Annotated in this window: 14 protein-coding genes; all 14 read left to right on the top strand. The window is 51.1% G+C overall.

The genetic code is table 11. The features are described 5' to 3' along the window. Positions 1-122 precede the first annotated feature (122 nt). The 14 genes from AB1611_09115 to AB1611_09050 all read left to right on the top strand — a co-directional run bounded on the left by AB1611_09115 (position 123) and on the right by AB1611_09050 (position 17,927). Complete coding sequence (locus AB1611_09115) at positions 123-1,904, top strand: ATP-binding protein (GenBank protein ID MEW6379754.1); 1,782 nt, start codon at positions 123-125, stop codon at positions 1,902-1,904. Continuing rightward, the gene (locus AB1611_09110; GenBank protein MEW6379753.1) at positions 1,901-2,278 is read left to right on the top strand and encodes a response regulator; all 378 of its coding nucleotides are present in this window, start codon (positions 1,901-1,903) and stop codon (positions 2,276-2,278) included. The genes AB1611_09115 and AB1611_09110 overlap by 4 nt, the downstream gene beginning before the upstream one ends. Positions 2,279-2,313: 35 nt before the next feature. Further along, positions 2,314-2,589 (top strand): circadian clock KaiB family protein, encoded by a 276-nt coding sequence (locus tag AB1611_09105; GenBank protein MEW6379752.1) that lies wholly within the window; start codon positions 2,314-2,316, stop codon positions 2,587-2,589. 647 nt (positions 2,590-3,236) lie between these two features. Continuing rightward, positions 3,237-5,924: a hypothetical protein gene (locus AB1611_09100; protein ID MEW6379751.1), complete on the top strand. Its 2,688-nt coding sequence runs from the start codon at positions 3,237-3,239 to the stop codon at positions 5,922-5,924. 80 nt (positions 5,925-6,004) lie between these two features. Beyond that, a complete protein-coding gene (locus tag AB1611_09095) occupies positions 6,005-6,238 on the top strand; it encodes a hypothetical protein (protein MEW6379750.1) in 234 nt (77 codons plus the stop codon). A 250-nt stretch (positions 6,239-6,488) separates the two neighbouring features. Further along, positions 6,489-6,947 (top strand): hypothetical protein, encoded by a 459-nt coding sequence (locus tag AB1611_09090; GenBank protein ID MEW6379749.1) that lies wholly within the window; start codon positions 6,489-6,491, stop codon positions 6,945-6,947. 387 nt (positions 6,948-7,334) lie between these two features. Further along, positions 7,335-8,423 (top strand): GNAT family N-acetyltransferase, encoded by a 1,089-nt coding sequence (locus AB1611_09085; protein MEW6379748.1) that lies wholly within the window; start codon positions 7,335-7,337, stop codon positions 8,421-8,423. Between the two features lie 9 nt (positions 8,424-8,432). Beyond that, a complete protein-coding gene (locus AB1611_09080; GenBank protein MEW6379747.1) occupies positions 8,433-9,485 on the top strand; it encodes a polysaccharide deacetylase family protein in 1,053 nt (350 codons plus the stop codon). 13 nt (positions 9,486-9,498) lie between these two features. Further along, the gene (locus tag AB1611_09075) at positions 9,499-10,776 is read left to right on the top strand and encodes a glycosyltransferase (GenBank protein ID MEW6379746.1); all 1,278 of its coding nucleotides are present in this window, start codon (positions 9,499-9,501) and stop codon (positions 10,774-10,776) included. Positions 10,777-10,848: 72 nt separating this feature from the next. Then, a complete protein-coding gene (locus tag AB1611_09070; GenBank protein ID MEW6379745.1) occupies positions 10,849-12,324 on the top strand; it encodes a lipopolysaccharide biosynthesis protein in 1,476 nt (491 codons plus the stop codon). Between the two features lie 4 nt (positions 12,325-12,328). Beyond that, positions 12,329-14,179, top strand: a complete 1,851-nt coding sequence (locus AB1611_09065) for an asparagine synthase-related protein (protein MEW6379744.1) — start codon at positions 12,329-12,331, stop codon at positions 14,177-14,179. Between the two features lie 25 nt (positions 14,180-14,204). Then, the gene (locus AB1611_09060) at positions 14,205-15,356 is read left to right on the top strand and encodes a CapA family protein (GenBank protein MEW6379743.1); all 1,152 of its coding nucleotides are present in this window, start codon (positions 14,205-14,207) and stop codon (positions 15,354-15,356) included. Beyond that, entirely contained in the window at positions 15,356-16,600 is a 1,245-nt protein-coding gene (locus AB1611_09055) for an O-antigen ligase family protein (protein MEW6379742.1), read from the top strand. The genes AB1611_09060 and AB1611_09055 overlap by 1 nt, the downstream gene beginning before the upstream one ends. Then, positions 16,572-17,927 carry an alanine racemase gene (locus AB1611_09050; GenBank protein ID MEW6379741.1) on the top strand — a complete coding sequence of 452 codons (1,356 nt, stop codon included), beginning with the start codon at positions 16,572-16,574 and terminating at the stop codon, positions 17,925-17,927. The genes AB1611_09055 and AB1611_09050 overlap by 29 nt, the downstream gene beginning before the upstream one ends. The last annotated feature ends 5 nt before the right edge of the window (positions 17,928-17,932 follow it).

Below are 17,932 nucleotides of genomic sequence, written 5' to 3'. Positions count from 1 at the left end.
GGAGGAACTTGTTTTACTTTTACTTTTCAATGATATCCTCTGCGTCTCAGCGTCTCTGCGGGAGAATTACTAATTCTTATGTAAGTGCCATTCTCTCAAGATACAGCAGGACACGTCCCAACATGTCACAAAACAAGTCTTTTCTTCAGAGCTACATACCGGGTCCGGATCAGCACGAGTATGATCCGGGCAAGAAAAGTATTCGTGGCTACTTCGTATCTTATGTTGTCATTTGCGTCCTTTTTTTGCTGATTGGGCCTTTGGCATACTCCGCTCACTGGAAAAGTACCTATAATACCCACACGCTGCTTGAAATTGCGCAGACATTTATCGCTATTGGAGTGGGGGTAATTTCCATCATGTACTTTCTGGTGCTGAATAATCTCTATTACCTGCTCATCGGCCTTGGCTTCAGTATAGCAGCGAGCAATGATTTCATTCATGGGATATTATCATACGAGCCCTTCTTCGGGAAGGTAAGTACTCAGTTATCACGTTTTATACCGTGCAGCTCGGTCATTGGTAAATGTTTTCTTGCCGGTATGATTATCGCGGCTCCTCTTGTGGAACATTTGCAGTGGGGTACGAACAAGGAAAAGGTTAAAGAGACAATTCTTGTTTCCCTCAGTGTTTTTGTTGTCAGCGGAAGTGTAACCGCATTGGCCTTCCTGCTTCCTCTGCCGCAGATCATCTATCCAGAGAGGCTGATAGCCGGACCAGTCGACTTTTTTTCAGCCATATTGTTTGCCATTGCCTTTATCCTGGTCATGAAACGGTTTCTTACCCAACGAGACATCTTTTCCGGATTGATTCTGAACAGTATATTGCTCAACTGCTGGGGCCAACTGTACATCTCTTTTTCCAAGCACCTTTTCGATCCTTTATTCAGCCTGGGGCATGTCGCTCATTTTTTCAGCTATGTCATGCCCTTGATAGCCATCCCCATGCAGGGGCTTTCCGAGCTCAATGTAGCTCATCATGAGATCGACGAGCGGATACGGATGGAACAGGAACTGAAAAAGTATCAGGATTATCTGGAGCAACTGGTGCAGGAGCGTACAGCCGATCTGGAAAGTGCCAATAAACAGCTTACCCGGCAGGTTCAGGACCGCATACTGGCTCAAAAAGAGCTTAAGGATGCTTATGAGGTACTTCAAGCGACCCATGGGAAGCTCAAAGAATCTCAGAATCAGCTTATCCAGTCGGAAAAAATGAATGCCTTAGGTACCATGATTGCCGGTGTGGCGCATGAGATGAATAATCCGATGATGAGTATACTCAACTATACTCAATATTGCATTAAACACACCTCTTGCAATGATCAGAAATACCAGATACTTCTCGACATCGAAAACGAGACGAAGCAGTGTATAGACGTGGTAAAAAACCTTTTGACTTTTTCACGGCGGGAGGATGAAGGAGAAGAGAGATGCCAGAAGGGAAGCTGCGTTGAACCGCTTGACAGAGTTTTAAAGCTGATGTCTTACCGTCTGGAGAAGCAGAATGTTGTATTGATAAAAGATATAGCTGAAGATTTACCGCAGGTCTGGATGAATGTAAATAACATCCAGCAGGTATTTTTCAACCTGATCAGTAATGCCCTGGATGCCGTAAAGGGGAAAGAAAGACAGGAGATACGCATAAACATTGCCCGTGAGGATGATTGGGTTGAGGTGGCAATCGCCGATAACGGCTGCGGTATCGCACCGGAAAATCTGGAAAGGATATTTGATCCTTTCTTCACGACTAAACCTACGGGAGAGGGAACCGGCCTGGGCCTTTCCATCTGCCACAACATTATTGCAGCACATAAAGGAAAAATAATCTGTAAAAGCAGCCTGGGATCAGGAACCATAATTCAGGTTTTATTGCCGATCGAGAGACAGAAGGAGGGTTTCCAATGAGTAAACGTATTTTGGTAATTGATGACAGTAAGGGGATACGGGATTCATTTACCCTCGCCCTTGAGGATACGGATTATCAGGTACACACTTCGGAATCCGGCGAAAAGGGAGTCGTAATGGAGAAGGAAAATAAGTATAACCTGATCTTTCTCGATCTCAAGATGCCAGGCTGGGACGGTATCAGAACTTTGCGGGAGCTGAGAAAAATAGATCAGGATATTCCCATCTATATTATAACAGCCTTTTACAACGAATATTTCACCCAGCTTAAGGCTGCCAGAGAGGAAGGACTTCAATTTGAGATCCTGAGCAAGCCAATAGACAGCGCCCAGATCCTTTCGGTAACCAGAGATATCCTGGAAACGCAGATGTAGCCGCTTCACCCTTGCACGACACCGGGAGATACCAAATGGATAAATATATATTTGAGCTCTATGTTTTCGACAATACGGTAAGATCACAGCGTGCAATAGAAAACCTGCGCCGCATCTGTGAGGATGAATTGCAGGGGAATTACGAATTGACCATCGTCGATCTCCTGGAACATCCTGAGGCAACAGCCGAAGAAAAAATTATTGCTACACCGACCCTCATTAAAAAGCTGCCATCCCCCGGGGAACGTATCATCGGTGATCTGTCCAACAGAGAGCAGGTCCTTGGGAGACTCGCTATACGGCAATGGTAATAGAGACTCAGAAGTCAGGAGTCAGGAGTCAGGATAAGAGAAGGTCTTTATTCTGAAATTCTGATGACCATTGATCGCTAACCACTTCTTTCAAACCAGCCATTGATTCCTGATTATGTATAAAATTGCATAGGTAGGAAAGAAAAGTCATAATTCCTCCTCTTCCCCACTCACGTTTACTCTGCCCTTACTGATTCAGGTCAGTCCCTCCTGTTTGTCTCATCTTAGGATTGGGGGTATGCCCATTCTGACTCCTGACTCCTGGCTCCTTTGCCCGAATTGGGCTTTCAGGTTCACTCGGCTGTATTGGCACCTGTATTGCATAAATTATAGATATGCCCCTAAACTGTTAGTCATAGATGATTGCCGCTTTTATTTCTCTTTATCGAATTACTTTTTCATGAATATGACATATTTTATCGCGGAATGGAATAATTACCGGATATATAAAAAGTATGGTGACTACGCGGATCTGGACGCATCAAGGACAAGGGATATCTTTACCCTCTGTGCGGATCTTTTGGGAACCAGCTTATTGTATTTTCATATCCCTTCTGATATTTCTCCTCACCCTGCCTGACTGTGCTGATCGATCTGCACAAGCCCAGGGCTTTACCGCCAGAATAAATACCATCGAGCCCTGCACCATGACTCAATCTGGCAGTCATCTGATAACTGCCAGGGGGAGCGGCCTCGATCAGATTTCAAGAGTTATTCTTACCCCATCTTATCCCCATATCCGGAGTGTAATTTCCGGAGCGGGGAGCCAGCAAAGCTCAATTACCGCACTTGATTTTCGAGACCCTTATGTCTATGCTATCGCCGATTATTCCAAAATCCTGATTATTCATGTCAGTGACCCTAACCACCTGGAGATAAAAAAGACATTTCAGGATCCGGGCTTCAGTAAATCTTTACAAAGCATAAAAATTTCAGATAATTACCTTTTTATTACCGATCTTTTGAAAGGCCTTTGGGTCATTGATGTTTCTAACCCCTTATTGCCCAGCAGGAAAGCCCTGCTCGCAGATTCCCTGACCTATGGGATTCACCTTGGAGATAAGGATGGTTTGCCAGTAGCGCAAGAGCGGCGAGTCTACCTCACCAACTGGAAATCAGGGTTGAAGATCTATGACTGGTCTCCCGGCAAGGGCTTTTCTTTTCTGCTGACATCTCCAATAACCTGGGATATCTTATCTCCTTTCAGTCTGGATGTCCAGGTTCATCCCCGTACCCATGAACGGTATATCTATATTGCCAACAGCGGCTCAGCCCAAATCGTTCACGAATCATCGAAGTCGGTCCTGGAACCTCTGGACACAAACCGCCTGATCGATCCGAATGTCCCTGCCTACCTTCCCAATATTGTGGATGTGAAAATCAAGGACAACCGATATGCCTATCTCGTTGACAGCCGCTACGGTCTGTATGTGGTGGATGTGGATAATCCTGAGTTCCCGTCGGTCGTATATCGCCTTCCCTTGCCGGACGGGAGAAAATCGATAGCTATGCGGGAGAACCTGGCCATCGTTGCCGCCGGGACATCCGGTCTGGATCTGGTTGATATCTCTCTGCCATCAAATCCCATCTTTCGCCATCATATCTCTACGCAGGGGAATGCAATCTCCATAAGGACCGACGATGAGACGGGAGACTATGTACTGATCGCCAACGGCGATGCCGGCCTGGCATTACTGGATATCCAGCCATATCATATGTGCACTTCTATCGGGCATTTGCCCATGAGAGGCGATATCTGGGGGGTGACTGTATCCGAAGATCATGCTTACCTGTCAATGGGCAGGCAGGGACTGAAAGCCGTTAGCATAGCCGACCCGTGGAATCCCCGCATCGACTGCTCCCTGGAAAAGGCAAATACCGGCTGGGATACCGTTCTGGTCTCGAACTGTTGTGTTTCCCGGAATGGACTGTATCTGGCCAATGGTTCCAACCTTTGTCTGTTCAAGCTTTCCGCTGATCATAAGGTTATTTTGCCTGGTGAACAACCCGTCCGCCAGGATGATCAGATTCAGTCTCTCACGATTCAGGGTAATTACCTTTACCTGCTGAGCCTGATCAAAGGGCTGCATATTTTTCAAATAAATCCCGGTCTTAACCGTACCCCCAGGGGAGAATTGACCCTGGGCTCGATGCCTCAGGATATCGTGGTGCAGAATGATGTGGCCTATGTCGCCGGTGGAAAGGATGGATTATGGACGATCAATGTCTCCGATCCGGGAAAACCTCAGATAATCCCTCCAAAATCATCCTCAACCTCATCACTCTCACTCTCTCCCGCTCTTGTTCTGGATGTCGGGCTTAAAGGTAATTACGCCTACCTGGTTAACGGAAGCTATGGCATCATGGTAGTTAACGTAGCTGAAAAAAGCGATCCAATACTCAGCCGAAAGGTGGAATTCCCGAATGAATACCTGGCAGATTGCGCCGTTTCGGGAAATTTCCTCTATGCAGCCGGAAATTCGAATGGCATATGGATCATGGATATATCTAATCCTTCATCTCCCGCTAAACTGGATAATATACCGGTTTCTCAGGGTGCCAATATCGTTGCGGCTGACCAGAAGTATATTTATGCCGGGAATCGATTTGGCGGGTTCGATATCTATCCGGCTCCCCAAAGCCTTGAGCTTGAAAATCCCGGCACGGCTCCCGGTTACCGTCAGGATCCGAACAGCATCCGGTTTCGTCTCCCGCCGGATCTTCCGGCTGGCCGGTACGATCTGATTTTCCTGAATGCCGAAGGGAAGAAAATCCGAAGCTATCAGGCCTTGCAGCTTGAAGAACAGACATCCATCGATCTCAAGGCAGGATTGAACCTCTTCGGATATCCGGGAAAGGTTCCGGCTGAAGGCAGCACCTCATACCAGCTCATGCATTCCCTGGCAGGGGCGGCCCATGCTCTCTGGCAGGAAAACCCCAGAACAGTCTCTCGCTGGCTGTCTTCCGCTCCCGGCGGCGATAACTTCGAAATCAAAGAGGGACAGGCATATTTGCTTTATTTGCGGGAAGATAGACCCAGACTCACCTTGAGCGTGGAGTATTTTTATCAACTTGACACGGTCCTGCCCCAAATCGGGGCTGAATTGAGCGGGGGCGTGAATTGGATATCCTTTCCCATTGAAGATACAAAGGCTCTCTCTTTTGAGGTTCTTACAAGGCTGCAAGGCTACACCGACAGCAATAAACTGGCGGAAATGCAGAGGCTCAATACCCGCTCTGGAAAATGGGAGGCTACCTACGGGTTTTATAGCCGGTGCAGCGGCAAAAATTACCCCATCAGGCCGGGAGAAGGGTATCTGGTGTCCAGGGAGTGAGGAGATTTCCATATATAGTATACCCAAGGGTGAAGGCGATTCTGATATTCATTCTCACCTCGCAGCTTGTCGGATAATCCATGGAAAATTCCCACGGCTCCTCCTCTCACCTGTCACAGGGGCTCCCTGCCAATCATCTCCCCAAAGGGGAGATATGGAGGAAAGATGCTATCATTAAGCTCCATGCCTATGAGCGCCAGTCCTTGTTATGGCAATTACTTCTGGATTCCCGCTGCTATAGTGGCTCCCTGTTTCGTGGAAACGAGAGGATTGAGCCGAATTCGGAAATGGTAAATTATGCGCTTGACAAGTAAAATAAAGCAATGGTAATTCTTGTAAAGGTGATAAAATAAATATAATCTAAATCCTCAAAGAGGATCTTGATAGACTTAGTAGGGGGGAAGCTAAGTACACGACGCGGGAATCACCCGGCTGGTTTGGTTCAACGACGCCCCCCTCACCCCAGACATCTCCCCCCAAAGGGGGGCGAGGGAGTGAAGGGGCGGCTTTAACTGGCCGCGGATTTTCCGCTCGGTGTACTAAGGAAGCAAAGGTGACTACAAGATGAGCAGAGAGGTAATGGAATTATTTGATATTTTTTCAGGAACCTTTGGTAAAGAAAAGGCTCAGGTTATAGTAAGGGACATCGAAACCCTGGTAAATGACCACAAGCGGGAACTAGCAGGGAAAGAGGATATACAGAAAATTGATACAAGATTATCAGAAGTTGAGCTTAAGCTGACCAAGGAGATAGAGCAGGTTCGGGGAGAGATCAAAGAAGTAGAGCTTAAGCTGACCAGGGAGATAGAGCAGGTTCGGGGAGAGATCAAAGAATTAGAGCTTAAGCTGACCAGGGAGATAGAGCAGATTCGGGGAGAGATCAAAGAAGTAGAGCTTAAGCTGACCAGGGAGATAGAGCAGGTCAGATCAAGTGTTATCAAATGGGTAGTCGGTTGGGTTGCTGGTCTTCTGATAGCTCAGACAGGGACAATTATTGCTATATTTACGCTGTTTCATAGATAGCCGATCCCCAAAGGTGGAGCGAGCACCATTCTGAGACCTGCCATCGAGGATTTAACCGGAGCTTTACCACGACGGTTAACTCATTATCTTAAAAGATCTTAAAAGAATCCCTCCATTAGTAGTAAAACCAGGAAATTCGCCTTAATAAACCTTCCTCCCCGAAAACCTGACTCACCATGCAGTTGAATACTAAATTTATCCGATAAGTCTATACTATTTGATCATATTTGCAGGAAAATCATCTATCATTATGTGTGGAGCAGTATTTATATTTGGTCCAGTCCAGAAAAAGGCAGGGTAATTCACGGGGCGAAGCTATGCCTGGCAAGGGTTTGCTCAGGTCAGATAATGTCTGAAACAGTCGCCAGGATGATATGGCTATAGCCAATGGTTCGAGAGGTTAAGACCCTTCCGGAATTTCAGGAAATTGCGGGATTGTGGGACGATCTCTATCAGCGCTCCCAGATCAGCAACCTTTTTTTAACTCACGCCTGGCTCAATCTCTGGATCAGGCATTTTGGCAACGGCCAGACTTTCACTCTGCTGTACCTGCCGGACGGGACTGACGATTTAGAGGCTGGTGTTGTTTTGAAGCGGCATGACAAGGCCATCGGCTTCATTGACAACAACTTTTCCGCGTACCCTGATTTTTTGGCCACACCGCAGTCAACGGGAGGTATTTCGAACCTTTTGGCGTACCTGAGGGGGAAGTATTATCCCCCCAAACTCGTTTTTGCCGATACCAGCACCAACTCCCTTCTGTGCAGGAATGTTGACCGGCTGGCCAGAGAGCGATGGATTCCGATCAGCAAATATCCATCGCAGATGCGGGCAGTGGCCCTGGCCGGGACATTCGACGATTACCTGAGTGCTCAGGGAGCAAAGTTCAGGTCGGAAATACGGCGCAAGGTGCGCCGGGCACAGAGAGAGCATCGGGTCAGCCTGAAGCTGTTATCGCAGGGGCATGAGCGGGATGAGGTATTTGAGCTGATCAGGATAGTAGAACAGGATTCCTGGAAGGCTCAGGCAGGATCAGCCATTATTCGCAACGAGGATCAGATGCATTTCTATCAGGAGGTTTTCGATCATTATGCCGGGCAGAACAAAGCGCGGGTTTATGCTCTGTATTTTAACGATCAGCCCGTATCGTTTGTTTTGGGAATTCTGTCAGACCGCAAATACTACGCCCTGAAAACCTCTTACCGGCTCGACTGCCGCGAGTATGCCCCGGGGCTGGTCCTGTTCGCCATGGTTCTCGACTCGCTTTTTCACGGTAAGGAAGCAGACAGGCTGGAATTCCTTGGTTCCGATGCTCGATGGAAGGAGGAGTTTTCTAATCATCGGGAAGATTTTTGTACTCTTGAGCTCTATCCGATGGGTTTGAAGTCGCTCACCTACTCTATACTTTACCGATATATTCGCCCGATTATCAAAAGATTAAAAACTCAATATTCTTTCCTGTCCGGTAACTTATAATCCTCGGTAATGAATGCTATCCATAAAATCAAATACAGAACCAAGCGCTTTGTTGTGCCCATCCTGTTTCGCTGCGGTTACTATTCCTGGCTCTTACGGAAAAGGGGCAGGGACAATCGCTGCCTGATTCTGATGTATCACCGGATTGGCAACCAGGAGGCTGAAGGAGGACATCGCAATAGTCAGGATGGAGGAATCAGCCGGTGGAATTTTGAAAAGCAGATGCAATTTCTCAGTGAGCATATGACTCCGGTTTCTCTTCCTTTTCTGGTCAAAAGTCTCAATGCCCGGCTTCTTATCCCTCCCAGATCCGTGGTGGTCACCTTTGATGATGGATATGCAGATAATTACCTCAATGCCTACCCGATTTTAAAAAAATACCGCATTCCGGCGACCATTTTCCTGGCCACCGGGTATATCAGCACCGGCAGGCGGTTCTGGTGGGATCAGTTGCGGGCCATGATCCGGCAAAATCCCAAATTACCGTGGGTTCTGGAAAAAAACGGGCTTCTTCCTCCAAAGTTTTACCGCACGTGGTTTTCGGCTGATCCCTGCGGCCACCCTGAGATGGTGGAATCGCTGATATCCTATATCTGGAGGCGACAGAATATGTGTCCGGATGAATGGGTAGATCTTTTAGGACGGGAATTTGACAGCCATCCTCCGACCGATGATTATGCTCCCCTGACCTGGGAGCAGGTCCAGGAGATGAGCCGCCATAACCTTGACTTTGGCTCGCATACGGTCAGTCACCCGAATATGGTGCATCTTTCTTCCCAAAAGGTTGAAGAAGAGCTGGGAGTTTCCAAGAATACTATCGAACACTACCTGGGCCGTCCGGTGGAAGGGTTTGCCTATCCGATCGGGCGGAGGGAGCATTATGATACCCGGATCAAGGCCCTGGTGCGCAAAGTTGGCTTCCAGTATGCCTGTACAGCTCAACTGGGCTGCATATACCCGGAAAAGTGGGACGTATTTTCCCTGAACCGGATTCCCCCGCCGGATTCTTTGCCGTATTTTGTGCGGGACCTCAGCCATTACCTGACTCTCCCCGTCCCATGACAGGTTCTGTGCGATGAAGCGGATTCTCATGATCTCTTACTATTATCCACCCCTTCTGGATGTAGGGTCTTTGCGTGCCCTGGGGTTTTCCCGTTACCTGCCGGAATATGGCTGGCAGCCTTACGTGGTCTCGGTGAAAAATCCTGATCCGGCTTACTGCCTGCTGGGAAAGGAGCCTCATCCCGCTCATGTCGGGATTGTTTATACCCGCTCGCTGGTAAACCTGGCCAGGATCAATGGGCTGCTCAACGGATTCATGAACCGGGTGCTGAGCTTTTTCGGCTATGACCACATCCATAATCCGGCTGATATCCTCTTCTTACCTGACATCTTTGTGGGCTGGATCCCCCTTTCCTGGTGGGCGGCCTACCGGCTCATCCGCAAATACGGGATCGAAATTATTTATGTTTCCGCCAAACCTTTCAGCTCCACCCTGACCGGCATAATGCTGAAATGGCTGACCGGCAAGTTTCTGATCCTGGATTTTCGGGACCCTGTCTCCCAGGAGGCTATGGGGACAAATGAGCCAAATGGATGCAGTCTGTATTGGAAAATTATCCGAAGGCTTGAGAAGATGGTCGTCCATCAGGCGGACTGGCTGCTGGTGACCAGCCAGAGGACTTTGGATAAATATCTTTCACTCTATCCCGCACTTCAGGGCAAGTGTTCGGTCATTTACAACGGTTTTTTTGACGAACTGCTGCCCACGGCAGCCCCATCGTCTCCAGCAGACTCCCGGTTTTCCATTATCTATACCGGCAACTTCTATCCGACCCTGCCGGGATCGGATATCTTTTTCCAGGGATTGCAGCAGGTTTTGGCCGAAGGCAAAATTCCCCGGCAGAGGATCAGCTTCTCCTATTTTGGCGATAACAGGGAGTGGTTCCAAAGCATGAGGGACAAATATTGCCTGCACGGGGTAGTTCATCACTGCGGGCATACGAACCGCCGAAAAGCCCTTCAGCATATTTCCGATTCCTCCCTGTTTTTACTGCGCTCCAGAGGAAATATGATCAGCGCCAAGCTGTACGAAGCCCTGGCGATCGGAAAGCCTATCCTTTCCCTTGACTCCACGCAGGAGGTGGCTCAACTGGTCAGTAACTATTCGTCGAACTTCTACCTCCTGTTTACCGGCGATGGGCCGGCAAAGGTGGCTGAAGCTATCCATACTGCTTACACCAGATGGGAGAAGGGGGACTGGCCGACTGACCCGCATCCGGAATACCTGGAAAAATTCAATAAGCGGCGATTGACCGGGCAACTGGCTGCCATTTTGGACCGGGCCTGCTGAGAGTCTGCGCGGGAGTGATGAAGTGAAGCGGGAAATACAAATGCTTTTGCCTTTGCTTTCTTCCCGGCATGTATGAGCAGCCTTCTGGAAGAGAACGGTGCAGCGGAGGTTTCGGTCAGGCAGAAGGTCCGGGTGGCTGCCACCTGGCTGGCGGGAACACGGCTGCTCGGACAACTCCTGACCCTGGGCATGACCATGGCCATTACCCGGCTTCTGGAACCGGCTGATTTCGGTCTCTATGGCATGGCCAATCTGGTTATTTCCTTTTTAACCCTGTTCGAGGGGGTGGGGCTGGATGCGGCTATCATTCAGAAGCAGGATCTGACTCAGGAGGATATCGACCGCAGCTTTTGGCTCATGCTGTCAATCAACCTGGGCCTGTACGGGGTAACCATTGTTCTTTCCCCCCTTCTGGCCAGGTTTTTCCGTGAGGAAAACCTGGCGGGCATGATCAGGGTCTTAGGGCTCAATCTGATCCTGGTTGCCCTTTACGGCGTGCCCTATAATCTGATGACCAGGGAACTGGCCTTTGATCAGCGATCCAAGGCAGAGCTTGCCTCCGGAGTAGGACACAGCCTGATCTGCCTGTCCCTGGTTCTGGCCGGGTGGAAAGTCCGGGCTCTGGTTTACAGCAGCCTGGCCACTCCGCTCATCATGCTCGGCCTGATTTATTATTACCGGCAGTGGACACCGAAACTCTCTAACCCCTTCACCGGGGACAGTCGCGGCCTGCTGAATTTTGGCACACAGATCATGCTTTCCCGGATCCTGTGGTACGCCTATTCCAATTCCGATTTCATCATTGCCGGCCGTGTGCTGGGCAAAGAGGCCCTGGGCAACTATACCCTGGCCTTTGAAATGGCCTCTCTCCCCCTGGAGAAGGTGGTTTCGATGATTCCGCAGATCGCTTATCCCACCTTTTCCCAGGTCCAGCAGGAGGAGGAAAAAGTCCGGCACTATTATTTGAAAACCAGTCGTCTGGTGGCTCTGATTGTCTTTCCCCTCTTTCTGGGGCTTTTCCTGGTGGCCGAAGACCTCATTCTGCTGGTTTTGACCAGAAAATGGGCCGCAGCGATCGGTCCTTTGAAGGTTCTCTGCCTTATGTCCGTGCTGCGTTCTCTGGCTGTGCTCGGTGCGCCGCTGACGAATGCCCTGGGCAGGCCCGGCATTGCCCTGTTCAACTCGCTTCTGTGTGCTCTGATTCTCCCGCCAGCATTCTGGCTTGGAGCAGGATATGGCATTCAGGGAATCTCCCTGGCCTGGCTGATTGTCTACCCCTTTTTGTTTCTGGTCTTAACCTGGAATTCTATCCGCATCATCCGGATTTCGCTGAGAGAGTACTGGCTGAATCTCGTTCCTGTGATCGAGGGAAGCCTGCTCATGGTGCTGCTGATTTTCGGCTTGCGGCTGTGGTTTTTATCGGCTCTGGGGCCCTGGTTCCGGTTCTTTTTGACCTGCTTTTTCGGAGCCTTCGGCTATCTGGCTTTCCTGTGGATGGCCAACCGGTCCCTGCTTGAAGAGATGTGGGAATTTATAAGGAGAGATTGAGCTTATGCCGGGACTATACGGTTTTTATCGGAAAAAATCCTTTACTCCGGAAAAATCGGAAGAATTGCTGGCCAGGATGAGGAGCCATATGCAGCGCGCATTCAGCCGGATCAGTGATTCGCACAGTCTCGGCCGCTTTGCGGCAGGCCGTCTGACTCTGGGCACTCTGGACCCCTCTCCCCAGCCGGTTACCAGCCCGGATAACCGCTATATCCTTTTCTTTGACGGACAGATTTATGAATACCACTCCCTGGTCCAGGAGCTGAAAGAGCGGGGGTACCTATTTACCCGGAATTCCGAGGCCGAGTTGATCATGAACCTTTTCCTTGACCGGGGCAGGGGATTTGCCCGGTTATTGAAGGGAGTGTTTACCGTGGTAATCTACGATACGATTAACCACTCCCTTCTGCTGGCCAATGACCGCTATGGTCTCCTGCCGCTCTACTGCAAGGATACAGCGGAACAGTTTACCTTTGCTTCGGAATTGAAGGCTCTTGTACCGGTGATGGATGGCGCAAGGAGGATCAACCAGAGTGCATTGTGTGACTTTTATAATTTCCAGTTTATCACTGAAGACAAGACCTTTCTTTCGGATATCAATCTCCTTCCCTATGCCACAGTTATGGAGGTGAGTGAAACCGGCTGCATCCGGGAGCGCTATTGGAACTATCCGTACCAGAATCAGGAGAAGGATCCGGGGCTGGATGCACTGATCGAGGAGGGCTATTCACTGATCAGGAAAGCGGTCGAAAACCAATGGAAACCTGGTTTTCAGGTTGGTATTCCCTTGAGCGGAGGGCTCGATTCCCGCCTCCTGGGAACCATATCCTCACAGAATAAAAGAAGAGTCAATTTCTTCCATGCCGGAAGCAATCCGCGGTATCTGGAAACTCAGGTTGCTCAGCGGGTTTGCGGCTTCCTGAGCGGGGAATGGCACTTTGTTGACCTCCTTTCCCAGGATGTCACCACCCTGATCCCGGAGGTTCTTATCCTGAATGACAGCCATTTTTCCTGCCACCAGAGCTGGCTTCTGGAGATGGCCAAGCGTGCAGCCAGGGAAGGAAAGGCGAACATCCTTCTCGATGGCTACTGCTTTGATGCCCAACTGGGCTCGACATTTTCGATTCTCGGCCCCAAACCCCCTTCCGAAGAGCGGTGCAGGCTCATCCGTACGATTTATTCCGGCCTTCAGCCGGAACTTGCCCGGCAGTTTTTTACGCCCGAATTTGCCCGCTCTCTTATGCAGGTTACGGATGAAAATATCCGCAGGATGAGCGAGGAGCGAGGCCGTGAGCCTGTTGAGAACTGGCTGCAATACTTTTGCTTTGTTAACCGGGCCAGAAGATATACTATCGGTAATTCCTGGGTAGCCCGTAATTACATTGAAAGCGCCTTTCCGTACATGGACTATGACGTGTTCGATTTCTGCCTGCGCCTTCCTTCCCGATACCGCTATCAGAGCCATCTGTACCGGCAGATTTTTCTGCGCTACTTCCCCAGCCTGGCTAAAATCCCCTGGAGCAAGACGGGTTTGCCCCTGGACCGCTTTCAAAGTAGCATGTCATGCTTGCGGGACCTGGTCAAAGAGTCTGGTTATTATCTCAATCGCCTGACCAGAGGACAAATGGAATGGGGCAATCCGGACATAAATCCTGACCGACGGTTTCGCAAGGACCCTGCTTTCCGGCGATTCTTCATGGACATCCTCCGGGACAGCCGGACCATGAACCGGGGCACGGTCTCCCGGCAGGGGATTGAAAACCTTGTCAACTGCCTCGATTCAGGAAGGAATTATTTCCATCTGGTCGAAGCCATTGTTACCGTGGAATATTTCTTTCGTACGTTTGTGGATTAGAGAGTTGGTTCTGTTATAATCACCTGTGGGAAGGGATTCTGATTCAATCAGTCTTGTGGCTGTAGGGGATATTTGCCTGGGGATGGGGGTGCGGGATTCCATCCAGCGGTTTGGAACAGATTTCCCTTTTGCCCCCTGTGGTCCGATCCTGCGCAGTGCGGATCTGGTTTTTGGCAATCTGGAGATGGTCCTGCATGATGAAAAAACGCCCCTCAAGGCGAACCATCTCGACTTCAAGGCCCCCGCTTCCTACGGCGAGGGCCTGGGACGGACAGGATTTCGCGTGCTCAGTACAGCCAATAACCATATCATGGATTTTGGTGCCCCGGCCTGCCGGGATACCCTGAGCTTTCTGAAAGGTCAGGGAATTATGACCGCAGGGTGCGGGGGGAATCTGGCCGAAGCCAGAAAACCGGCCATCCTGACCGTGCGGAGAAAGCGGATCGGCTTCCTGGCCTATGCCGATGATACCGGACAATCTGCACAGCCCAATCGTCCCGGAGTGGCCCCGATCAGGAAAAAATACCTCCTTGAGGATATCGATTCCCTGCGTCAGCAGGTCGATATCGTGGTTATCTCCCTGCATGCAGACCTTGAATTTGTGGCTTACCCCGCTCCCTGGCGGGTCCGGCTTTCACGGCAGCTCATCGATGCCGGGGCGGACCTGGTCCTTGCGCATCATCCGCATGTGCCGCAGGGGATAGAGCGCTACCGTCAGGGGCTGATCGCCTACAGCCTGGGAAGCTTCGTTTTCCCGGTCTGGGGGAACAGCTATGCCGCTGAGCGCCCTCACATGGATCGAAGCTTTATCCTGCGTCTTCGTTGCGGCCGGCACAACGTCCGGGAGGCTGAAGTTTTGCCGGTACGGATCAATCGTTGCCATCAGCCTGTGCCCTTCACCGGCGAAGACCGGCAGGAATTCCTGCACTATCTTCGGGCGATTTCCCTGCCCCTTGGCCGGTTCGACCTTCTGGACCGGTTCTGGGCGAATGCCTGCTGGCATACATTAGGTATCCAATGGGCCTTCCTGAAGGTCATTTACTGGGAAGAGGGGTTGGCGGGAGTGTTTCGGCGGCTGAGTTTCCTGGCCAGGACAGGGGAAAACCGGCGCTGGCTGCTGGGTCTTTTACCCTGCCTGGTGCGGTCTGGATTTTTCCGGGGATCCCAAAAGCCCTGATGATGCTCTCTTTCTACCTCTGGACCCTGGTTATGATCGGCCGGCCTCAGGATATCTTCCCCGATCTTCTGTTTCATCTGCATCCGGGGAAGATCGCGGCCCTCCTTACTCTTGTGCTCTATGTATTGAACATTAAAAAGAAGGTCAACCGGAATATTTTCAAGACGCCGGAAGTTTTAGCCTTTCTGGTCCTTGTTTTTCTCATGGCCGCATCCGGCCTGTTTGGCGTCTATCCGCGGCAGAGTCTGGAATTTTTGAAGGAGGACTTTTTCAAGCTGGTCATCTATTTCCTGATCCTCTGCCGGATTCTGATCACGCCCAGGGATATCCGCAAGCTTGCCTGGGTGATTGTCCTGAGCGCGGTCATGATCTCTCTGGCCAGCATACAACTGAGGGCCCAGACCGAGCGGATCAGTGTCGGCACCATGTATGATCCCAATGATCTGGCTATGGTCCTGGTCATATCCTTTCCCTTCCTCCTGTACTTTTTTCTCGAGGGAGGGAGCGTTCAGAAGGCGGTTCTGGCCGGGGCCGGCGCCATTGTGCTGTCCGCCTTTCTGCTCACCCAGTCGCGGGGAGGGTTCCTTGGCCTGGTGGCCATTATCCTGGCCTTTATGGTCGGCAATCCCTCGAAGGACAAACGGAGCGGGCAAAAATGGGCCAGGGGAGTGATTATCCTTCTTCTGACCCTTACCCTGGCCGGTCTGGCCAGCAGCCAGTACTGGAAGCGCATCCAGACTATTTTCTCCCGCGAAGACCGCGGCTCCATGAGAGAAGTGATCTGGGGGAGAGGATTGAAGATGTTCGCTGAACATCCCTGGCTGGGAGTGGGAGTGGACTGTTTTTCCACCGCCTATGGACGGGCCCTGGACCGGGGAAAATTCGGCAGGCTCGGCAACGTATATGACCGGTCCTGGAAGGTAGCCCACAACAGCTTTCTCCAGGTCGGAACAGAGACAGGTATCGGAGGCTTTCTGGTTTTCCTGTTCCTGATCTCCTTGAGCCTGCGGAATTTCCGGGAAACCAAGTGCCGTGCCCTGGCAGCCTCTGATATTGACATCCAGCATCTTTCCGAGATGTTTTCCCTGGGATTGACCGGCTTCCTGGTCTGCGGCTTCTTTCTCTCGCAGGCCTATTCGGTCTTCCCCTACCTCTTTCTGGCTGTTTCAGGCATTCTCCGCCGCCAGGCGGGGAACCGGGAAGGAGAGCACAGAGATGAACCCATCGAAAGGGCCGCGGGTTGAGGACTGGGGGCTGACGAACCGGCAGGGCGTGCTTCTGATTGACGGCGTAAACTGTCTGGATCTGGCCGGGGAATTCGGCACTCCCCTTCACGTCGTTCATGAGAAAAGGCTCAAGAGCAACATCAGGCGCTTCAAAGAGGCCTTCGCCGGATATGAGCCGGGGGTGCACATCTGCTATTCATACAAATCGAATGGCATCCCCGGGGTGCTGAAACTCCTGCACCGGGGAGGGGAGGGGGAAGAAGGGCTGGGGGCCGAGGTCATTTCTCCCTATGAATTGTGGCTGGCCCTGCGAATGGGAGTTGATCCCGGCCGTATTATCTACAACGGGCTGAACAAATCCCCGGAAAGCATAAAGCTGGCTCTTCGGTTCGGCGTGAGGATCAACGCGGACTCCCTTGAGGAACTGAAACAGATTGAAGCTGTGGCCAAAGAGCTTGGCTCGGGGTGTGAAATCGGAATCCGGATTTGCCCTCGGGTTGGCTGGAATTCCCAATTCGGCCTGGGAATCGAGGACGGCCAGGCTGATCAGGCCATAGATTTTATCAGCCGCTCCCCGCACCTGGCCTGCACCGGCCTGATGTGTCATATCACCACCCGGGCCACAGGAGCGGGGGGACATATCCGGGCCTGCCTCGACCTGCTGCGGTTTGCCGCAAAAATCAGGCAAAGTCATGGTATCGTGATCCGATCCATCGATCTTGGAGGAGGCTTCGGGGTGCCGACAGTCAAGGGGCTCTCCCATTGGGAAGCCCTGCGCTACCGCTTATGGAACCGCCCTTTGAGACCGCCGCAGGACGGAGAGTGCCAGCCGATCGAGGATATGGCCAGGCAAATTCTGGCAGAGCTCGTCAAGGGTTGTGAGCGCTTTGGGCTCGATCCCCCGGTCCTTTGCCTGGAGCCGGGAAGGATCATTACCAGTGATGCCCAGGTGCTGCTTCTGATGGTCAACGGAATCAAGCAGCGGGGGAAGAAGGGCAGGGTATTTGCCATTACCGACGGCGGAAGGTTTACGACCACTTACCCCCTGGACCATGAATATCATACCGCTTTTGTGGCCAATAAACTGAACGACCCGGTCCGGCAGGAATATTTTGTGGTTGGCCGGTTGTGCTCACCCGGGGACTGGGTCTTTCGGAGCATTCATCTTCCCTTCCTCCAGGCCGGGGATATTCTGGCAATTATGGATGCGGGTGCCTATTTTACCCAGTTTTCAACCAACTTCTCCTTCCCGCGGGCTGCAGTGGTGGCCGTGCATGATGGCACGACCAGCGTCCTGCGGCACCGGGAAACCCATGAGTATATGATCGGTATGGATGTTTTGTAAGTTAT

It is taken from the genome of bacterium, from assembly GCA_040755755.1.
In the GTDB taxonomy this organism is placed as follows: domain Bacteria; phylum SZUA-182; class SZUA-182; order DTGQ01; family DTGQ01; genus DTGQ01.
This window is presented reverse-complemented; position numbering and strand designations above follow the sequence as displayed.

What these genes read in the sequence shown, in the direction of transcription:
- AB1611_09075 (MEW6379746.1), top strand. Translation starts at nt 9,499, where the DNA reads ATGAAGCGGATTCTCATGATCTCTTACTATTATCCACCCCTTCTGGAT.
- AB1611_09070 (MEW6379745.1), top strand. Translation starts at nt 10,849, where the DNA reads ATGAGCAGCCTTCTGGAAGAGAACGGTGCAGCGGAGGTTTCGGTCAGG.
- AB1611_09080 (MEW6379747.1), top strand. Translation starts at nt 8,433, where the DNA reads ATGAATGCTATCCATAAAATCAAATACAGAACCAAGCGCTTTGTTGTG.
- AB1611_09055 (MEW6379742.1), top strand. Translation starts at nt 15,356, where the DNA reads ATGATGCTCTCTTTCTACCTCTGGACCCTGGTTATGATCGGCCGGCCT.
- AB1611_09090 (MEW6379749.1), top strand. Translation starts at nt 6,489, where the DNA reads ATGAGCAGAGAGGTAATGGAATTATTTGATATTTTTTCAGGAACCTTT.
- AB1611_09110 (MEW6379753.1), top strand. Translation starts at nt 1,901, where the DNA reads ATGAGTAAACGTATTTTGGTAATTGATGACAGTAAGGGGATACGGGAT.
- AB1611_09065 (MEW6379744.1), top strand. Translation starts at nt 12,329, where the DNA reads ATGCCGGGACTATACGGTTTTTATCGGAAAAAATCCTTTACTCCGGAA.
- AB1611_09095 (MEW6379750.1), top strand. Translation starts at nt 6,005, where the DNA reads ATGGAAAATTCCCACGGCTCCTCCTCTCACCTGTCACAGGGGCTCCCT.
- AB1611_09115 (MEW6379754.1), top strand. Translation starts at nt 123, where the DNA reads ATGTCACAAAACAAGTCTTTTCTTCAGAGCTACATACCGGGTCCGGAT.
- AB1611_09100 (MEW6379751.1), top strand. Translation starts at nt 3,237, where the DNA reads ATGACTCAATCTGGCAGTCATCTGATAACTGCCAGGGGGAGCGGCCTC.
- AB1611_09105 (MEW6379752.1), top strand. Translation starts at nt 2,314, where the DNA reads ATGGATAAATATATATTTGAGCTCTATGTTTTCGACAATACGGTAAGA.
- AB1611_09050 (MEW6379741.1), top strand. Translation starts at nt 16,572, where the DNA reads ATGAACCCATCGAAAGGGCCGCGGGTTGAGGACTGGGGGCTGACGAAC.
- AB1611_09085 (MEW6379748.1), top strand. Translation starts at nt 7,335, where the DNA reads ATGGTTCGAGAGGTTAAGACCCTTCCGGAATTTCAGGAAATTGCGGGA.